The sequence below is a fragment of the Erythrobacter sp. genome (assembly GCF_030066995.1).
Lineage (GTDB): Bacteria > Pseudomonadota > Alphaproteobacteria > Sphingomonadales > Sphingomonadaceae > Erythrobacter.
Map to the genome: position 1 here is coordinate 267,134 of NZ_JASJAP010000004.1, position 14,929 is coordinate 282,062.

Sequence of the window (14,929 nt, forward strand, 5' to 3'; positions counted from 1 at the left end):
GCCCCTCCTTTCCTTACCCGACAAGCTCCGGCGTCATGTAATCGATTGCAGCGCGGTCCGCGTGGCCCGCGCCCGAGCGATAGCGGTGTCCTAAACGGCGATTGCAGCCGGGTCGGGGGGTGTTCTGGGGCCGGGTGATGGCTCGATGCGTGGCTGAACGAGCGCAGCGAGGACAACACGGCGCCTCGGCGAGCGATGTGAAGGCCGAGTTTATCTGGGCGCTGCCGCCGGCGGCGAGCGACAACTCGCCCTATGGCGGCGGTGACCATATTGCGGGCTACGCGCCGCTCGCGCTGGTGGCGGAGAATTCCTCGAGCCAGCTTGAGCTCTACTGGGTGCACGGCAACCACCTCGGCGTGCCGGTGGTGACGACCAACGCACAAGGCCAGGTGGTGACGCCCTCGGGCGACTTCCTGCGCCCCGGCTTCCCCGGCCAAAGCGAAGTGCTGAGCGACCTCTACTACAACCGCGCGCGCGATTACGATCCGCTAACGGGGCGGTACATCCAGGCGGACCCGATTGGGCTGATGGGGGACGTGAATCCGTACATCTATGCGAATTCGGACCCAGTCAATCTGATCGATCCACTGGGATTGAAATCTACCGCTGATGATTTGGTGATGTCAGGTCATATGATCCTGATCAGACAAGCTGGCGATGCTCTGGAGGCCGCCAATGCTCACAGGTTTGGAGTGCCTCTCTACTGTTTCAACGCTTGGGAGGTTGGTGCAGCCATTCTCTTGGGCGCGGCGACTACTCATCCAATTGGCAGAGCTGCTAAGGCAAAGAGAAATCTTGGCTCTCTTACGGACGACGAGGCACGAGTTATCCAGCGTTTTGCTGATCGCTATGGCGTAACCGTCAATGTTGTCGGAAGTAGGGCTGCCGGTAGCGCAAACAAATGGTCTGACTTTGATTACATTCTTGGTGCCTCAGGAGCTACAAGCCGACTAAGACAAAAGGCCAAAAGGCAATTACCAAGAGGTCGTGCAGGTGGTGAGGTAGGGCCACGTGGCGACAGTGGCATTGATGTTTTTAATGAGCCCGTTGATACGAACCGCCCGAATATTCCCTTTCATCCAAGGCCAAAAAGATGAATAATATAAAAAGACTAGGTGGATATACAAATGCAGTTTTGGTCCAACTGCCAGAGAGGCAGCAACCCGGTATCGTAATACAATATGATAACCTGAATAACATATCGAGTCTTTTAAATAGTATTTCAGTTCATTTAGAGGCCGGAGACTTTGAAGAGGTTAAGGGTACTCTTGAAGAAGTCCAAGATATTATCACGGGCTTTAAAAAAGCTTTCAAAAATTTAGATGGGCTTCAATGATGTCAGCGAGTCCGGTCGCCGTAGCTTTTGATAGGGATGGCCGCCTCGCCACCTATGACCGCACCAATATCGGCGCGCAGAGCTACACCTATAACGGCATGAGCGACCGCGTGCGGGTCGATAAACCGACGGGCACGCGGCGGTTTGTCACCGACGCGCTCTCTGTTTTTGGGGGCCGCGAGGTGGCCGGAAGCGGAGCGGAACGAGCGCAGCGAGGACAACACGGCGCCTCGGCCAGCGCCGTGAAGGCGCAGGTTCGTCCGGACGCTGCCCGCGCGCCTTGGATCGGCCGATTTAGGCACACCAGAACGGAGTGAAGGATATGAAAAAGGCTCTGACGATCGCTTTGCTGGCTCTTGGCTTTGCTGTTCCGGCCAGCGCCCAGACCCAGCAATGCACCGTCCCCAACACGCTCGCCAACGGCCAGGTCGCCGACGCGAGCGAAGTGATGGACAATTTCAACGCCGTCGCGGCCTGCGTCGACACCGCGCTCGACGACACCGTCACCCATGAAGGCGCGCCCGACACAGGCGAGATCGCGGTTTTCGGCAGTCCCACCAGTGTCACCGGCGGCGACCTCACAGGCGATGTTACGACCTCCGGCGGCACCACGACGACGCTCTCGGCCTCCGGTGTGGCTCCGGGCACCTATTACAACTCGACCATCACCGTCGATGCGAAAGGACGGGTCACATCGGCGACAAACCGCGCATCTTTGAGGGCGTTTGCCAGAGATCGACGCAAACGGGCCCCGCGAAGCCAAACACTTCGCGAGGCCTGCTATCGTTCGTGCCAAGGGGCTTTAGAAGCGCCAGTTCAGGCTCATTCTCGCCTCGTTATTGGTCAGAACCCCGCGTCCCAGATCCGACTGGCCGCTGAGGCTGACGCTGAAGCTGCGGTTCAGCGCAAGGTCGACGCCCGCTGTCAGAGAGACCCAGTTCGGATCAAGCTGATTGACGATTGAGAACGGCACGTCCGGCGCATCGCGCAGCGTGGCGGTGACCACGTCCTCGGTGTCGGCCAATTCGTGCGCGTAGGCCGCAGACCCAAAGGCGCTCAGTTGCCAACGCCGCGCCACCGTCGTGTCGAAAGAGGCCATCATGCCCGCCTTGGAGCCGACCGAGGTGAGCGAGCGGTCAAGGACAGTCAGACCGAATTCGCCCGCGCCAAACTCGGAATACCCGCCCAAATCGTTGCGGATGTAATCGACGCTCGCCACCGGTCCGGCTTCGAGCCCCGGCAGAATGCTGAAGGCGTAGCCGAGCCGCACGCCGCCAAACGTCTGCGAGCCGTCGGCCGAGCCGGTCACGCTGTCGAAGGCAAAGCTGAAATCGCCCTGGCTGGCCCGCTCCATACCGAAGTTCTGGCGCGAGAAACCGAAATAGACATCCGTGAACGCCTGACCTTTGTGCATCGCGGCGTAGACCGCGCCCGAAAGGCTGGTGTCATCGGCGCGTTGTCGTAGACCGTTGAGCGCCGCGCCGTTGCGGATGTTGGTTACGGCAAATCCGATGGTGAGATCCTCGGACATGCGCATATCCGCGCCCAGCGTCAGTTCGCCCGCCTGAATGAAGGCCGATTCCTCAAGCGCGTTGACGCCCGAGTTGCGATCTTCGGCGCTCACCAGAAACTGACCGCTTACAGTGCCGAAGAAGCCGAGCGGGCTTGCCTCGCCTCCCCCGGTTTGAGCGATACCAGCCATAGCGCCGCCAGCCGAGGAGAAGCCCGCCGCGCCCCGATTGCCGCCTCGCAACGACAGCGTGCGCTGCGAGATCTGCCCGGTGAAACGTTGCGAGAAGCTGTTGGCGATCATCGATTGGCTGAAGGCGCTGGTCGGCGTGAGTGCGCTCAGGGTCGGGATGAGCGAGTCCACGCTGGCGTTGTCAATCACGTTAAACAGGCCGGCGAAATCGTTGTAGCTTCCGTCGAAGCGCAAGGTGTCGAGCGCTTCGCCGATCGACCTCAGATTGCGGTCGCTCTGGAACAGGTCGCCCATACGCAGCGCCTGAACTTCTACGAGCACATTACCTCCATCAACGCGCGATTCAGCGAACAGCAGGGGCGAGCGTGTGACGAGCAAGGTGTCGTCAAACTCGCCAAGGATCGAGTTCGCGCTGAGCACGGTGAACTCGTCTCCAAACCGCAGGCGCCCGCGAGCAGAAACGATCAGCCCCCCTGCAAGGCTCGCATCGCCCGTGACCTGCAAGAGATCGGTCGTGATACGGCCGCGATCAACAAACCGCGCGTTTACGATAAGCGCGCCTTCGCTAGCCTGGATGTAATCGCCATCGATGGTCAGCGTGCCCGAGAAGATATCGCCGGCGGGCGATATCGCTGCGCTGAGATTGAACACAGCGTCGCTCGTGATCGTGCCCGTGCCCTCGAGTGTACCCCCGTACAGCGCGACCAGACCGGCGTTGAACTGTCCGTCGATCTGAGCCCGACCGTTATACTGTTCATAACCGATGATGCTCGTGAAGGTGTACTCGTCAGGCAAACGGAAGGTCGCTTGTCGGCTATCAAGCGTCAGCCGGTCGATTTCGACATCCATATCGACCGTGGTGCGGCCCGCGCGATTGAGGATCACGTCAAAATACTGCGCGGGAGCCTCAAAAGAAACGCCGGGCGTGCCGTCGGTGTTGTTGGGCACAAAACCGGTCGAACCGGGCCCGAGCAGCGCAGAACTTTCCGGCAGCTCGGAGCCAAAGTTCGGGGTGCCTTCCGGCGGCAGGACAATTGAGTTGACTTCCTCGAACTCAGCGACGTCCTGACCCAGAATGGTGCCCACATTCGGCCCGGTTGCAAAGACGCCTTCCTCTTCGCCTTCGGGTATGCCGTTCACCAGCGTGCCCGTGCCGTCATCGACCAAGAAGCCGGGATCGAGGTCCTGAGTCCAGTGATCGGGATCGGACCAATTGCCCGATCCGCGCTTGGCCGACACGTATTTGTATGGCGTGTTCTCAGTGATGAACTCAAAGAACGGGAACAGCGGGTTGTAGAAGCTGATATCGCTGTAGGTGTTGCCGATATCGAAAAAGCTCACCCCGCCGCTCAAGACTCCGGTGACGACGGGCGGACCGCCAAGCTCATCGGCAATGAGCGGAGAGCCGCTGTCTCCGCCTGCGGTGCCGACTTCGTTCGGTAAGGCGTCGCCATCGAACCAGTCGATCGCTCGTACGGCGTCGAACGATTCGCACGAGATGCCCGAGCCATCGAATTCGCAGCCCGCCTGTTCTTCCGGTGTCCGGAAGGGGTTGTCGAAATCGGTGAAGTGATAGACCTGCGAGGTCGAACCAAAATTGGTTGCCGTGGGCGCAAAATCCGGGAAAATCGCGTCATTCAGGTCCGCTAGAGACGCCTGAGCGCCGAGCATATTTTCACCGACGCGGCGGAGAAAGCCGATGTCAACATCGCCCGTTTCCGCCGTTCCAAAGCTCCCGTAGCCGACCTGGATCACGTGCGTGAGCTCATCAAGAGGCGTCAACAAGATGGGCATGGATGGCACATCCGTTATCGGCGCATCCAAAGCAACGAAGGCAAGGTCCGCCCATGGGAAGGGCAGGCCGCCATCATCGATATTGGCGGACGGATGGATAACAACATCCGTGCTCGTCGCTACGCCGCCTTCATTGTATCCGGCTCCGGTGCCGAGGTATTCAAACAGGCGCACGCTGGTGTCGACCCCGCTCGCCACAAGGACCGCGCTGTCGGCAGAGCCGGGCGTGCCATAACTTTCCGAGGAAACGTCGTTGAGGCAGTGCGCAGCAGTCAGCACAGTGCGCGGGTTGATGACGGTGCCGGTGCAATTGAAGAACACGCCGCCGGTCAGGTTGTCCTGAATGAACAGCTGCACAACCGAAGGCTGCGTGTCGTTGACGTCAACCGATCCACCAAGGCCGACATCGTCGCGCGCGATAATCTCAGGCGTCGGCGAAACAGGTGCGGCTTCCAGGGTTCGCCGATTGGTAAAGTCGGGCAACTGAGACAAGTCTGGCGTGACGCTCGTCGCGCTGCGCGTCTCTATCGTAAAGCCTTGAAACGTGCCTTGCGCCTGAAGTGAAACCGGTTCGACTTCATCGTCTTGAGTCCCCGAAGCGCTGAGAGGAGCCGAAAAAAGCCCACCAGCCAAGCCGACGAGACCTACGCTCGTCAGATAACGCACCATCTTCATAAGTTTTCCCCTTAGGCTACCCCTAACCTTTGGAAACAATGCATCTGAATAGGTAAACCTTCAAGTGATTCTTTAAATAAATTTTTCATTGCCGTGTTTGCAGGTTAGCAAATTTGGACGCCATGTTAACAAATATAATTCAAATATTATCATGATTTCGAACAATTATACTGGCTGATAACCGAATACACCGATGTGTTAATCATTGTATCAGAATGTATCCGATTCCTATGACGCAGAGACTAGACTCGGTCACGACGGGCGAGGACACGCAAAAATGGCAATCAAGTGACTTCATTCAAGATAGCATTACCTTAAACCGACTTTGCGTGAACGAGGAGTCCCTCGGTTTTAGAGAATTACATTGAAAATGATTTCGGCTTTTCAAAATCGCATTCCGTTTATTGTTTGCAGTTTCAATCGCGATTCCCTTCACGCCTAACCGCGATCAGGCATCGGGACTGCTAAGCAAGCCGTTGGATACCTCGCTCGCTTGCTCCTTGGTCTCAACTCCACTTGAAGATCTCGCCGTTCGACCAAGGCACCGCCTGACCGAACGGTGGGTTTGCCCCGGAACTTCTCGCCCAGCCCGCTGGCGCGCGGCGACGGCGGTGCTATGTCTCTCAGCATGACTGACCGCTTCCAGGATCCGCGCTTTCACCCTCCCGCCGGTGGTCTTGTACCGCATATGGGGATTACCCTGATCGATGAGGGCGAGGGCTGGATGGAGGCCCGCATGGAGATCGCTCAGCATCACCTGCGCTCTGGCACCAACGCGCTTCACGCCGCCAGTCTCATCGCGCTTGCCGACAGCGTGTGCGGCTTTGCCGCTGGGCAGGCCCTGCCTGAAGGGGCGAAAGGCTACACCACGATCGAGCTCAAATCTAACTTTGTCGGTACGGCGAACGCGGGTGTGTTGATCGGGCGGGCCGACGCGGAACATCTAGGGCGCACGACGCAGGTGTGGCGATCCAAGGTGCACCACGAAGACAGCGGACGCACCCTCGCGCTATTCCGCTGCACACAAATGGTCCTGTATTAGTTTTGGCCGCTCGAAAAGCGCGTCAGCAACCTTGCCCGCATTCGATGAACCGGCGGATCTGCGCGCGCAACTCGGCAGGGAACGCCTGCGCGATCCGGTGGTATTCCGCCTCACCGTACATGCGGCTTAGCGTTGGGCGCGAAATCGCAAAGTACTCGATCGCGCCCAGCATCTGATAAACCGCCGCGAACTTTCGCGGGGCCGGTATATTCATCAGATCCTCCACCCGGTTTAGCGGTTCGACGATCTCGTTAAGGAAGGGCTTCAGATACCACGAGCCGGCTTTTTCCGCGCGCTCCTGGTTTTCGAGCAGTTCGCGCAGCAGCACGCGCGTGTCGAGCGGTCGCTTCATGGCCTCTTCGTAAATCGCGAGGATCATGCCCTCAAACTGCGCATCCGGGCTCGCATTTTCGTCTACGCCCGATCGCATCGCGGACAACAGGCGCTGCGAGATGCGTCGCAACACCTCTGAATACAGGTCTTCCTTGCGCTTGAAGTAATAAAGAAGGGCCTGCTTGGTGAGGTCCAGCTCGCCCGCGATCTGCGCGATGCTGGCGCCATAAAAGCCGCGCTCGGCAAACTGGCTGAGCGCGGCCGTCAGCAGCCGCTCGCGAGTGTCGTCGCCCACCACGGGGCGCGCTTGTTCCAACTGCATTCTGCGTCCCTTAGTCGGCGATCCGACGAAAATCTCCACCGAAGAAAACCAACGGGTCGCCGCGCGCGGCCTGCTGGATGCCGATTACCTCTCCAAAAACCATCGTGTGGTCACCCGCACGATAGAGCGACCAGTGCCGGCACTCAAGATACCCCAACGCGCCCGCAATCACCGGAAGACCGCGGACCGAGCGGTCGAAATCCTCCGCTTTCGTCTCATGCCCACCGCGCTTGGCGTAGCGACCGGCCAGCTCCGCCTGCTCATGCGCCAGTATGCTCACCGTGTAATCGGGCGTCTTCGTCCACAGATCGAACTGGCTTGATGTGTTGTGAAGGCTCCAAGACACAAGCAGCGGGTCCAACGAAACCGAGACGAAGGAATTGACGGTTATTCCAGCGAGCGCGCCATCGGCTTCGGCCGCTGAAACCACGCACACCCCGGTCGCAAACTGCCCCATGAGCCGACGAAAGGCCTTGGTGTCGATCGGGTCAGGCGGCCGGACGTCGTGCAAAAGGAAGCTCCGAGAATTGGGTTGGTGTGTCGGCAAAAACGCGGCGCGCATTCGCGCCCGCGCAAGGGATATCGCGCGTATATGGGGCAGCAGGCTGCGTTGTGCCAGAGCGGACCGCGTGTCAATGCCACCACAACATGGCCGCAGACCCGCCCGTGCCTATTGCGCCCCGGCTGGCGCAGGCGCGCTATCCCACGATCCGCCGAGCGCCAGATTGAGCGCCACCCACTGATCAATCCGCTGACGGCGCACGCTTACAAGGTTGCTTTCAGCCAAGACCAGACGCTGCTGGAAGTTAAGCACGTCGATCAGGTCGACTTCGCCTTCCTGATACTGAAGCTGAGCCAATGCGTATGCCGTGCCGGCGTCTTCGGCTGCGGTCTCCAGGATCATCTCCCGGTCGGCGAGCACCTGCACCGCGTCCAGATTGTCTTCCACGTCGCGAAAGGCTTCGAGAGCGGTGGCGGCGTAGGCCGCGATGGCCGCGCGCCGGTTCGCGTCGGCTTCGTCCTCCTGGGCGCCGCGAAGGCCGGCGTCGAACACCGGCTGAAGCGCATCGCCAACGATCGACCAGATAAAATCACCGCTAAGGATATCGCCAATATCGGTCGAAACCACGCCAGCGGCTCCCGTCAGGACAACCTGTGGCAATTGCGCGGCCTTGGCCTGATCGAGTGATGCAAAAGCCGAGGCTACGCGCCGCTCAGCGGCGATGACGTCCGGTCGGCGCTCCAGCAACTCCGAGGGAAGCCCGGCGGGCGGGGCAGGAGGGGCTTCGGGGAGCTCTTCTCCAAGCGCAACCTTCTCCATCGGATAACGGCCAAGGAGGATTTCGAGCGCGCGGCGTGCGTTGCGCATGGCGTTGCGCGCTTGCACGAAATTGTCGCGCGCCGACTGAAGGTCCGCTGACGTCGTTGCGGTGTCCTGGCGGGAGGCGAACCCTTCGCGATAGCGCACGCGGACAATACGATCGATTTCGGTCAAGGCGTCGACGTTGCGCTGCGCGACGCTGACTTGCTGGGTGGCCTCAATGCTAGCGAAATAGGCCGAAGCAACGCCCGCGGCGAGCGCGTATTGGGCAAAGAGCAAGTCCGCTTCGACGGCCTTCGCGCTGGCGTATGCGGCGTTGCGGCCCGCTCGAACACGGCCCCAAAGGTCAAGCTCCCAGGCGGCTTGCGCGGTCGCCTGGTACTGGGTCTGGTTCAGCGCGAAGGGTAACGGGGACTCCGTGCGATCGATATTGAGATTTGCGTTAACTTGCGGAAAAAGCGCGGAACGCGCCTGCACGACCAAAGCGCGCGCGGCATCGAGATTGGCCGCCGCCGCGCGAATGTCCGGGTTGTTGACCTGCGCTTCGACGACAAGCTTGCTCAGCACCGGATCGCCGACCGCTTCGATCCATCCTATGCGCACCTCGCCAGGCACCGCGCCATCGACAGCCCAGCTTTCCGGCAGGCTGGGCAGGCTTTGCGCGGTTGCCTCGGACACGTCCTCGTCTGTGCTGAGCGTCGCGCAGCCCGTAAGAGCCACGGTGGCCACGCAAACAAGAAGCGCGCGCTTGATCATGCGAGCGCTCCCTCGCCGCCAATGGGGGCGTTGTCTTGGGATCGGCCCTTGTTTGCGCGCTCGTCGGTCGAAATGCCGAACACCGCCGCGTACACGACGGGCACAAGAACCAAGGTCAGGGCGGTCGCAAAGGTAAGGCCGAAAACGAGGACAACCGCCATCGATTTGAAGAAGGCGTCCGTGAAGAGCGGAATCACGCCAAGGACAGTGGTGCCCGAGCCGAGCAGCACGGGGCGAACGCGGCTCGCGGCGCTATCGATCAGCGCATCCATGCGCGGCTTGCCCTCGCCGATCTCGAGATCGATCTGATCGACGAGCACGATAGCGTTCTTGATCAGTAGACCCGCGAGGGAGAGCACGCCAAGAATGGCCATGAATTCAAAGGCGACATTCATCACCAGCAGCCCGAACACGACGCCCACGAGAGCGAGCGGAACCACCGACCAGATCACAAGCGGCTGGCGCAGCGCGTTGAAGAGCAGGATAGTCACCAGGATCATCGCTCCAAAGCCGAGCGGGATAACGCTGGCCAGGTTTTCGTTCGCTTCGGCCGAATTGCCCTTCTCACCGTCCCATTTGAAACTGTAACCCGGCGGGAGTGGTATCGCCTCGATCGGCGCTTCGACCCGCTCCTGCAGGTCACCGGAGAGCACGCCCGGCCCGGGATCGGCCTGAGCCTTGATCGTCCAGACGTTGTCGAGACGCCGCAATCGGCTGTCGCGAAAGACTGTGTGGATGCCATCGGTCACCTGGTCAATCGGCACCGCGCTGCCCGCCGCCGTAATGACCTGGATCGCGCCCATACCCTTGACATCGAGACGCTCGTTCTCCGGCGCGCGCGAGAGGATCGGGATGAGGTCGTCATTCTCGCGGTATACGCCCACTTGTTGGCCAGAATAATTGCGCGCGAGAGCGTCGGCCAGGTCGGCACGGCTCACCCCGGCGCGGCGTCCTTTGACTTCGGAATAGACCGGCTCAATCGCGGGCACGCGCTGGCGCCAATCGTCCTTGATCGCAATTGCGCCCCCATCCGCGTGGTAGACCTCTTGGGCCTGACGCGCGAGGTCACGCAGGACATCGGGGTCCGGCCCCGAGAAAGTCGCCTCAATCTTCGAACCGCCACCCGGCCCCAGGATGAACCGCCAGACCTTGCCCTGGGCCTGAGGGAAATTCGCATCAATGTGCTCCTGGACTTGAGGGATCAACGCGTCGAGGCGGCTGTAATCGTCGACCTTCACCAGCAGCTGACCATAGGCCGAGTTCTTGCTCTCGAACGCGTAGACGAGCATGTATCGCAAGGTCCCGCCACCCACGAGCGTATGGACGTGATCGACACCCTCCAGCTCGGCAATGTACTCCGACAAAGCGCGCATGTCGGTGTCGGTCTGCTCGATGTCTGTTCCTTCGGGCAACCAATAGTCGACCACCAGTTGCGGCGTCGTGGACGCTGGGAAAAAGCCCGATGTCACGTAGCCAAAGCCGAAGATCGAGACCACGAAAAGGCCGACTGCCGCGCCTATCGTGAGCGTCTTCTGCCCGACCAGAAAGGCGATAAGGCCCTTGAACCGCGCCATGAGGCCGCCGGCCTTACCCTCTTCCTCCTGAGCAATCCCGCCTTTCTCCGCGCATTCATCCTCAATCTTCTTGAACAGGATCGAGCACAAGAAGGGCGTGAGCGTAATCGCGAAAACCCAACTGTAGAGCAGCGAAATGAGGATGACCCAGAACAGATCGCCGGTGAACTCGGCCGTGTCTCCCGGAGCCAGACCTATTGGCGCAAAGGCAAGGATACCGACCAGCGTCCCGCCCAGAAGCGGCCAGATCGAACGTTTGACGACATCGCTAGCGATCTCGATGATCTTGCGGCCATTCTGGCAGCCGGTCAAAACGCCATCGGCCACGACAATCGCGTTATCCACCAACATGCCGAGAGCGATGATCAACGCGCCGAGCGAGATGCGGTGCATCGGAATATCGCCGAAATACATCGTGCCCAACGTTGCCGCGATGGTGAGCAAGAGGCCGATGCCAATGACCAGCCCCGACTTGAACCCCATGAAAACGACCAGCGCGCCAAGCACGATGAGCAGCGCCATGATCACGTTGACGAGGAAGGCCGACACGGATTCGTCCACCACTTCGCCCTGATTGTAGAATTCGTGCATTTCGATGCCGACGGGGCGCTGGTTTTCAAGCTGCGCCATCTTGTCCGCCAGTCGCTCTGCGACCGCAACGACATTGCTGCCGGAGACCGCCGCTACTCCCATCACAAGGCCGGGCTTGCCATCCCAATAGGTGATGAAGCTCTTGGGCTCGCGCAGGCCGCGCGTCACGGTCGCGATATCGCTCACCTGCACCACGCGCCCCTCGGAAGACGACACGAGAAGGTTGGAAATTGCCTGGACTGAATCGATATCGCCGCTGGGCGTTATGACCAATCGCTTGCCGTCGACTTCGACGGTGCCGCCGTCAACGACAGTGTTTTGCGTGGAAAGCTGCTGGAAAAGCGCGCTGACTGTCGTGCCAAGGGATGCGGCCCGCTGCCGCGAAATCTCGACATAGATGACCTCTTCCTGCTCACCGGTCAGATTGACTTTGCCAACACCGTCAACGGTTAGCAGGTCTTGACGCAACTGCTTCGCGTAGCGCCGCAATTCCGGCATCGTGAAGCCATCGCCGGTCAGGACGTAATAGATCCCGAAAACGTCGCCGAATTCATCGAAGACCTGGCTTGACGACGCGCCCGGTGGCAAGTCCGCAACTGCATCGCGAACTTTGTTGCGCAGCTTGTTCCAAATGCCCTGCAGCGAATCTTTGGTGGGGCTGTCTGCGTATTTGATGTCGACCGATATTTCCGAAAATCCAGCCGAGGAAACCGAACGGATCTCATCGACTTCGGCCATGTCCTGAAGCGCTTCTTCGAGCGGTGCGGACACTTCACGCGCGACCTCTTCCGGCGACCCTCCGGGATAAGCGGTGAAAATCTGCGCGGTCCGGATCGTGAATTCTGGATCCTCGAAACGCGGCATATTCTGGTAAGCGGTCCACCCCGCGCCCAGCGATAGGATGATCACGATCCACATGATCAGCCGATTGCGGATGCTGAATGCGGCAATGTCCATGAGCGTCTGTCCCGGCGCCCGGATCAGTCGGACCAGGGACGAACCCGGTCGCCCTCTCGCAGATAATTGCCACCGGCGGAAACGATCGTCTCACCGGCTTTCAGCCCGCTGGTAACGCGCATCATCTCGCCAACCTCGTCTCCGATCGTGACTTCGCGTTGCCCCAGCGTCTTGTCCGGGCCTTCGACAACCCAGACCAGCCTTTTGTCACCTTCGACCATAATCGCCGACAGTGGCACTTCCATCTGATCCGGTACGTCCGGATCAAAAAGGACTTGGCTCTCAAAGAAGAGAGTGGCGGTCATCCCGGTAAGGACGAGCAGTTCGGACGGCGGCGTAAAGCTGAAATGCGCTTCGAAAGTCTGCGTCGAACTGTCGGCGACCCCGCGCGCTTCTCGAAATACGGCCGGGAACTGGCGCCCGGGCGCAGCGTCCAGTTCCACCATGATGTTAGTTGGCGCGCGCTGGTTGGAGGTCAGCACAAAGCTGGCCGGGACATTGACGATCGCCTCGACGGCCCGGCTCTGCAGCACAAGCACTGGCTGTTGCGGGCCCACGTTCTGAAACTCTTCGACATAGGTCAGGCCCACACCGCCTGTGAACGGCGCGCGCAACACCGTGTCGGAAAGGTTCTTCTGGGCGGTGTCGAGCTCGGCTTCAGCAACCTGCATCTGCGCCTCGCGGCTTTCCACGACGCTTTGCGAAACCGCGTCCTCCTCGATCAAACGTAGGGCACGCTTATATTCGCTCTCCGCGTTGATGAATTGCGCCTCTGCCTGCTCCACGGCGGCTTTGAAACTGGTTGAGTCGAGCCTTGCAATCACGTCTCCGCGAGAGAACAGCGCCCCGTCGATCGCGTTCCATTCGACGATTTCTCCGCCCACCTGAAAGGCAAGGTCGGTGCTTCGCACAGAGCGGATGACCGCTGGAAAGCTGACCTGGTTCGTTTCGCTCGCGGATTTGACGACCATGAGCTTGGCGGGCTTTGGCTCACTGTCGACGACTTCGACTGCCTCCGCTCCGCACCCTGCAAGCGCAAGCGCAGACGCTGCCAGAATGGCCATGGGGCCAGTCGATTCTTGGGAGCGCAAAAGACGCATCGTAAAAGCCCAATGTCCCCTTTTGTCCCCGTTTCGCGGCACACAAGGGCGCGGTCGGGGTAAAATCATTCAGCATCGCAATGCGTAAACAGTTGTTCGCGATTCGCAAACGCCGATCGTTTTTCGGGCACACATGCACCTTTTGCACGTTAGGCTTACGGTTCAGAGATAACCGCTGAGGCTAAGGACGGGCGAATGATCGATCGGTTTGGAGACGCACTGAAAGACTTCCTGAAACAGGAGAGCGCGGGGGGGATTGTCCTCATCGCCTCGGCCCTGTTGGCGCTGATCATCGCGAACAGCCCGCTGGCGCCCTTCTATTTCGGCACGCTCGAATCCAAGCTTAACCTCTCTTATGGTGCGTTCGAGATCAACAAGCCGCTGCTCTTGTGGATCAACGATGGGCTGATGGCGGTGTTTTTCTTTCTTATTGGCCTGGAAGTGAAACGCGAAATGCTGAGCGGCCAGCTGTCGAGCTGGGACAAGGCCTCCTTGCCGCTGATGGCGGCGATCGGCGGGATGGCCATCCCCGCTCTGGTCTTCGTCGCTTTTAACCTAAACGAGCCTGCCAACATCAACGGCTGGGCGATCCCCGCGGCGACCGATATCGCCTTCGCGCTGGGCATCCTCTCGTTGCTTGGCCCGCGCGTACCGGTGGCGATGAAGGCGCTTCTGCTCGCCATCGCGGTGATCGACGATATCGGCGCTATCACCGTCATTGCTCTGTTTTATTCGGGTGAAATCAAGACCGACATGCTGATCGGCGCTGCGGTGGTTTACGCGCTGCTTTTCGCGGTCAATCGCATGCGGCTCGCCTCAGGTATGCCTTATGTGGTGTTGACCGTGATCATGTGGGTGTTCGTGCTCAAATCCGGTGTCCACGCGACGCTTGCCGGAGTGGCGGCGGGGATGATGATCCCGACCCAGACGCGCGAAAACACCAACCTGCTCTACGAAATGGAGCACACCCTTCACAAATGGGTCGCGTTCTTGGTGATCCCGATCTTCGGCTTTGCCAATGCGGGCGTGTCTTTGATCGGCGTGTCGCCTGCGATGATCCTTGGCCCGCTCCCGCTCGGGATTGCGCTTGGTCTGTTGATCGGCAAACAGATCGGAATTGTCGGCATGGCCTGGATTGCGGTCAAGATCGGCTTCGCTTCCCTTCCCGAAGGCATTGGCTGGAGAAAGATCCACGGTCTCTCCCTACTCGCCGCTATCGGCTTCACGATGAGCCTTTTTATTGGCGGGTTGGCCTTTGAAGACCCCGCGCAGGTTGACGCGGTCAAGATCGGCGTGCTCGCCGGCTCGCTGGTCGCGGCCCTCTCGGGCTACTTCCTCATCAAGTCTGCCCTGCCCGACGCGGCGCCGGTTGACGAGTCGACCGACAACGCGGAAGCGCTTCCCGACTTCGCGAAGTAGCCGAGGT

Annotated in this window: 11 protein-coding genes; 5 read left to right on the forward strand and 6 right to left on the reverse strand. The window is 60.1% G+C overall.

The features are described 5' to 3' along the window. Window positions 1–149: 149 nt before the first annotated feature. The 3 genes from QNI87_RS11365 to QNI87_RS11375 are packed head-to-tail and all read left to right on the forward strand — an operon-like array spanning window position 150 to window position 1,653. On the forward strand, window positions 150–1,097 hold the full coding sequence (locus QNI87_RS11365) for an RHS repeat-associated core domain-containing protein (RefSeq protein ID WP_300596531.1): 948 nt from the start codon (window positions 150–152) through the stop codon (window positions 1,095–1,097). Then, window positions 1,094–1,336, forward strand: a complete 243-nt coding sequence (locus QNI87_RS11370; RefSeq protein WP_300596533.1) for a hypothetical protein — start codon at window positions 1,094–1,096, stop codon at window positions 1,334–1,336. Before QNI87_RS11365 ends, QNI87_RS11370 begins: the two co-directional genes overlap by 4 nt. Beyond that, window positions 1,333–1,653: a hypothetical protein gene (locus tag QNI87_RS11375; protein ID WP_300596535.1), complete on the forward strand. Its 321-nt coding sequence runs from the start codon at window positions 1,333–1,335 to the stop codon at window positions 1,651–1,653. The genes QNI87_RS11370 and QNI87_RS11375 overlap by 4 nt, the downstream gene beginning before the upstream one ends. 485 nt (window positions 1,654–2,138) lie before the next feature. Here QNI87_RS11375 and QNI87_RS11380 read toward each other — a convergent pair whose 3' ends face one another. Then, on the reverse strand, window positions 2,139–5,507 hold the full coding sequence (locus QNI87_RS11380) for an autotransporter domain-containing protein (protein WP_300596537.1): 3,369 nt from the start codon (window positions 5,505–5,507) through the stop codon (window positions 2,139–2,141). Window positions 5,508–6,135: 628 nt separating this feature from the next. Between QNI87_RS11380 and QNI87_RS11385 the strand changes: the two genes are divergently transcribed. Beyond that, window positions 6,136–6,549: a PaaI family thioesterase gene (locus tag QNI87_RS11385; RefSeq protein WP_300596539.1), complete on the forward strand. Its 414-nt coding sequence runs from the start codon at window positions 6,136–6,138 to the stop codon at window positions 6,547–6,549. A 22-nt stretch (window positions 6,550–6,571) separates the two neighbouring features. Here the strand turns inward: QNI87_RS11385 and QNI87_RS11390 are convergent, their stop codons facing one another. The 5 genes from QNI87_RS11390 to QNI87_RS11410 all read right to left on the reverse strand — a co-directional run bounded on the left by QNI87_RS11390 (window position 6,572) and on the right by QNI87_RS11410 (window position 13,467). Further along, complete coding sequence (locus tag QNI87_RS11390; RefSeq protein ID WP_300596542.1) at window positions 6,572–7,204, reverse strand: TetR/AcrR family transcriptional regulator; 633 nt, start codon at window positions 7,202–7,204, stop codon at window positions 6,572–6,574. Between the two features lie 10 nt (window positions 7,205–7,214). Then, complete coding sequence (locus QNI87_RS11395) at window positions 7,215–7,715, reverse strand: flavin reductase family protein (RefSeq protein ID WP_300596544.1); 501 nt, start codon at window positions 7,713–7,715, stop codon at window positions 7,215–7,217. A 159-nt stretch (window positions 7,716–7,874) separates the two neighbouring features. Next, window positions 7,875–9,281: a TolC family protein gene (locus tag QNI87_RS11400; RefSeq protein ID WP_300596546.1), complete on the reverse strand. Its 1,407-nt coding sequence runs from the start codon at window positions 9,279–9,281 to the stop codon at window positions 7,875–7,877. Further along, entirely contained in the window at window positions 9,278–12,403 is a 3,126-nt protein-coding gene (locus QNI87_RS11405) for an efflux RND transporter permease subunit (RefSeq protein ID WP_300596548.1), read from the reverse strand. Before QNI87_RS11405 ends, QNI87_RS11400 begins: the two co-directional genes overlap by 4 nt. A gap of 23 nt (window positions 12,404–12,426) precedes the next feature. Further along, window positions 12,427–13,467: an efflux RND transporter periplasmic adaptor subunit gene (locus tag QNI87_RS11410; protein WP_300596550.1), complete on the reverse strand. Its 1,041-nt coding sequence runs from the start codon at window positions 13,465–13,467 to the stop codon at window positions 12,427–12,429. Between the two features lie 231 nt (window positions 13,468–13,698). On the opposite strand from QNI87_RS11410, the gene nhaA reads away from it, so the two are divergent. Beyond that, window positions 13,699–14,922, forward strand: coding sequence for a Na+/H+ antiporter NhaA (gene nhaA / locus QNI87_RS11415; RefSeq protein WP_300596552.1), 1,224 nt, complete (start codon window positions 13,699–13,701; stop codon window positions 14,920–14,922). Window positions 14,923–14,929: the final 7 nt, after the last annotated feature.

Bases quoted from the DNA above. Each gene is read 5' to 3' on its own strand.
- QNI87_RS11385 (WP_300596539.1), top strand. From the start codon at position 6,136: ATGACTGACCGCTTCCAGGATCCGCGCTTTCACCCTCCCGCCGGTGGT.
- QNI87_RS11405 (WP_300596548.1), bottom strand. From the start codon at position 12,403: ATGGACATTGCCGCATTCAGCATCCGCAATCGGCTGATCATGTGGATC.
- QNI87_RS11370 (WP_300596533.1), top strand. From the start codon at position 1,094: ATGAATAATATAAAAAGACTAGGTGGATATACAAATGCAGTTTTGGTC.
- QNI87_RS11375 (WP_300596535.1), top strand. From the start codon at position 1,333: ATGATGTCAGCGAGTCCGGTCGCCGTAGCTTTTGATAGGGATGGCCGC.
- QNI87_RS11410 (WP_300596550.1), bottom strand. From the start codon at position 13,467: ATGGCCATTCTGGCAGCGTCTGCGCTTGCGCTTGCAGGGTGCGGAGCG.
- nhaA (WP_300596552.1), top strand. From the start codon at position 13,699: ATGATCGATCGGTTTGGAGACGCACTGAAAGACTTCCTGAAACAGGAG.
- QNI87_RS11390 (WP_300596542.1), bottom strand. From the start codon at position 7,204: ATGCAGTTGGAACAAGCGCGCCCCGTGGTGGGCGACGACACTCGCGAG.
- QNI87_RS11400 (WP_300596546.1), bottom strand. From the start codon at position 9,281: ATGATCAAGCGCGCGCTTCTTGTTTGCGTGGCCACCGTGGCTCTTACG.
- QNI87_RS11380 (WP_300596537.1), bottom strand. From the start codon at position 5,507: ATGAAGATGGTGCGTTATCTGACGAGCGTAGGTCTCGTCGGCTTGGCT.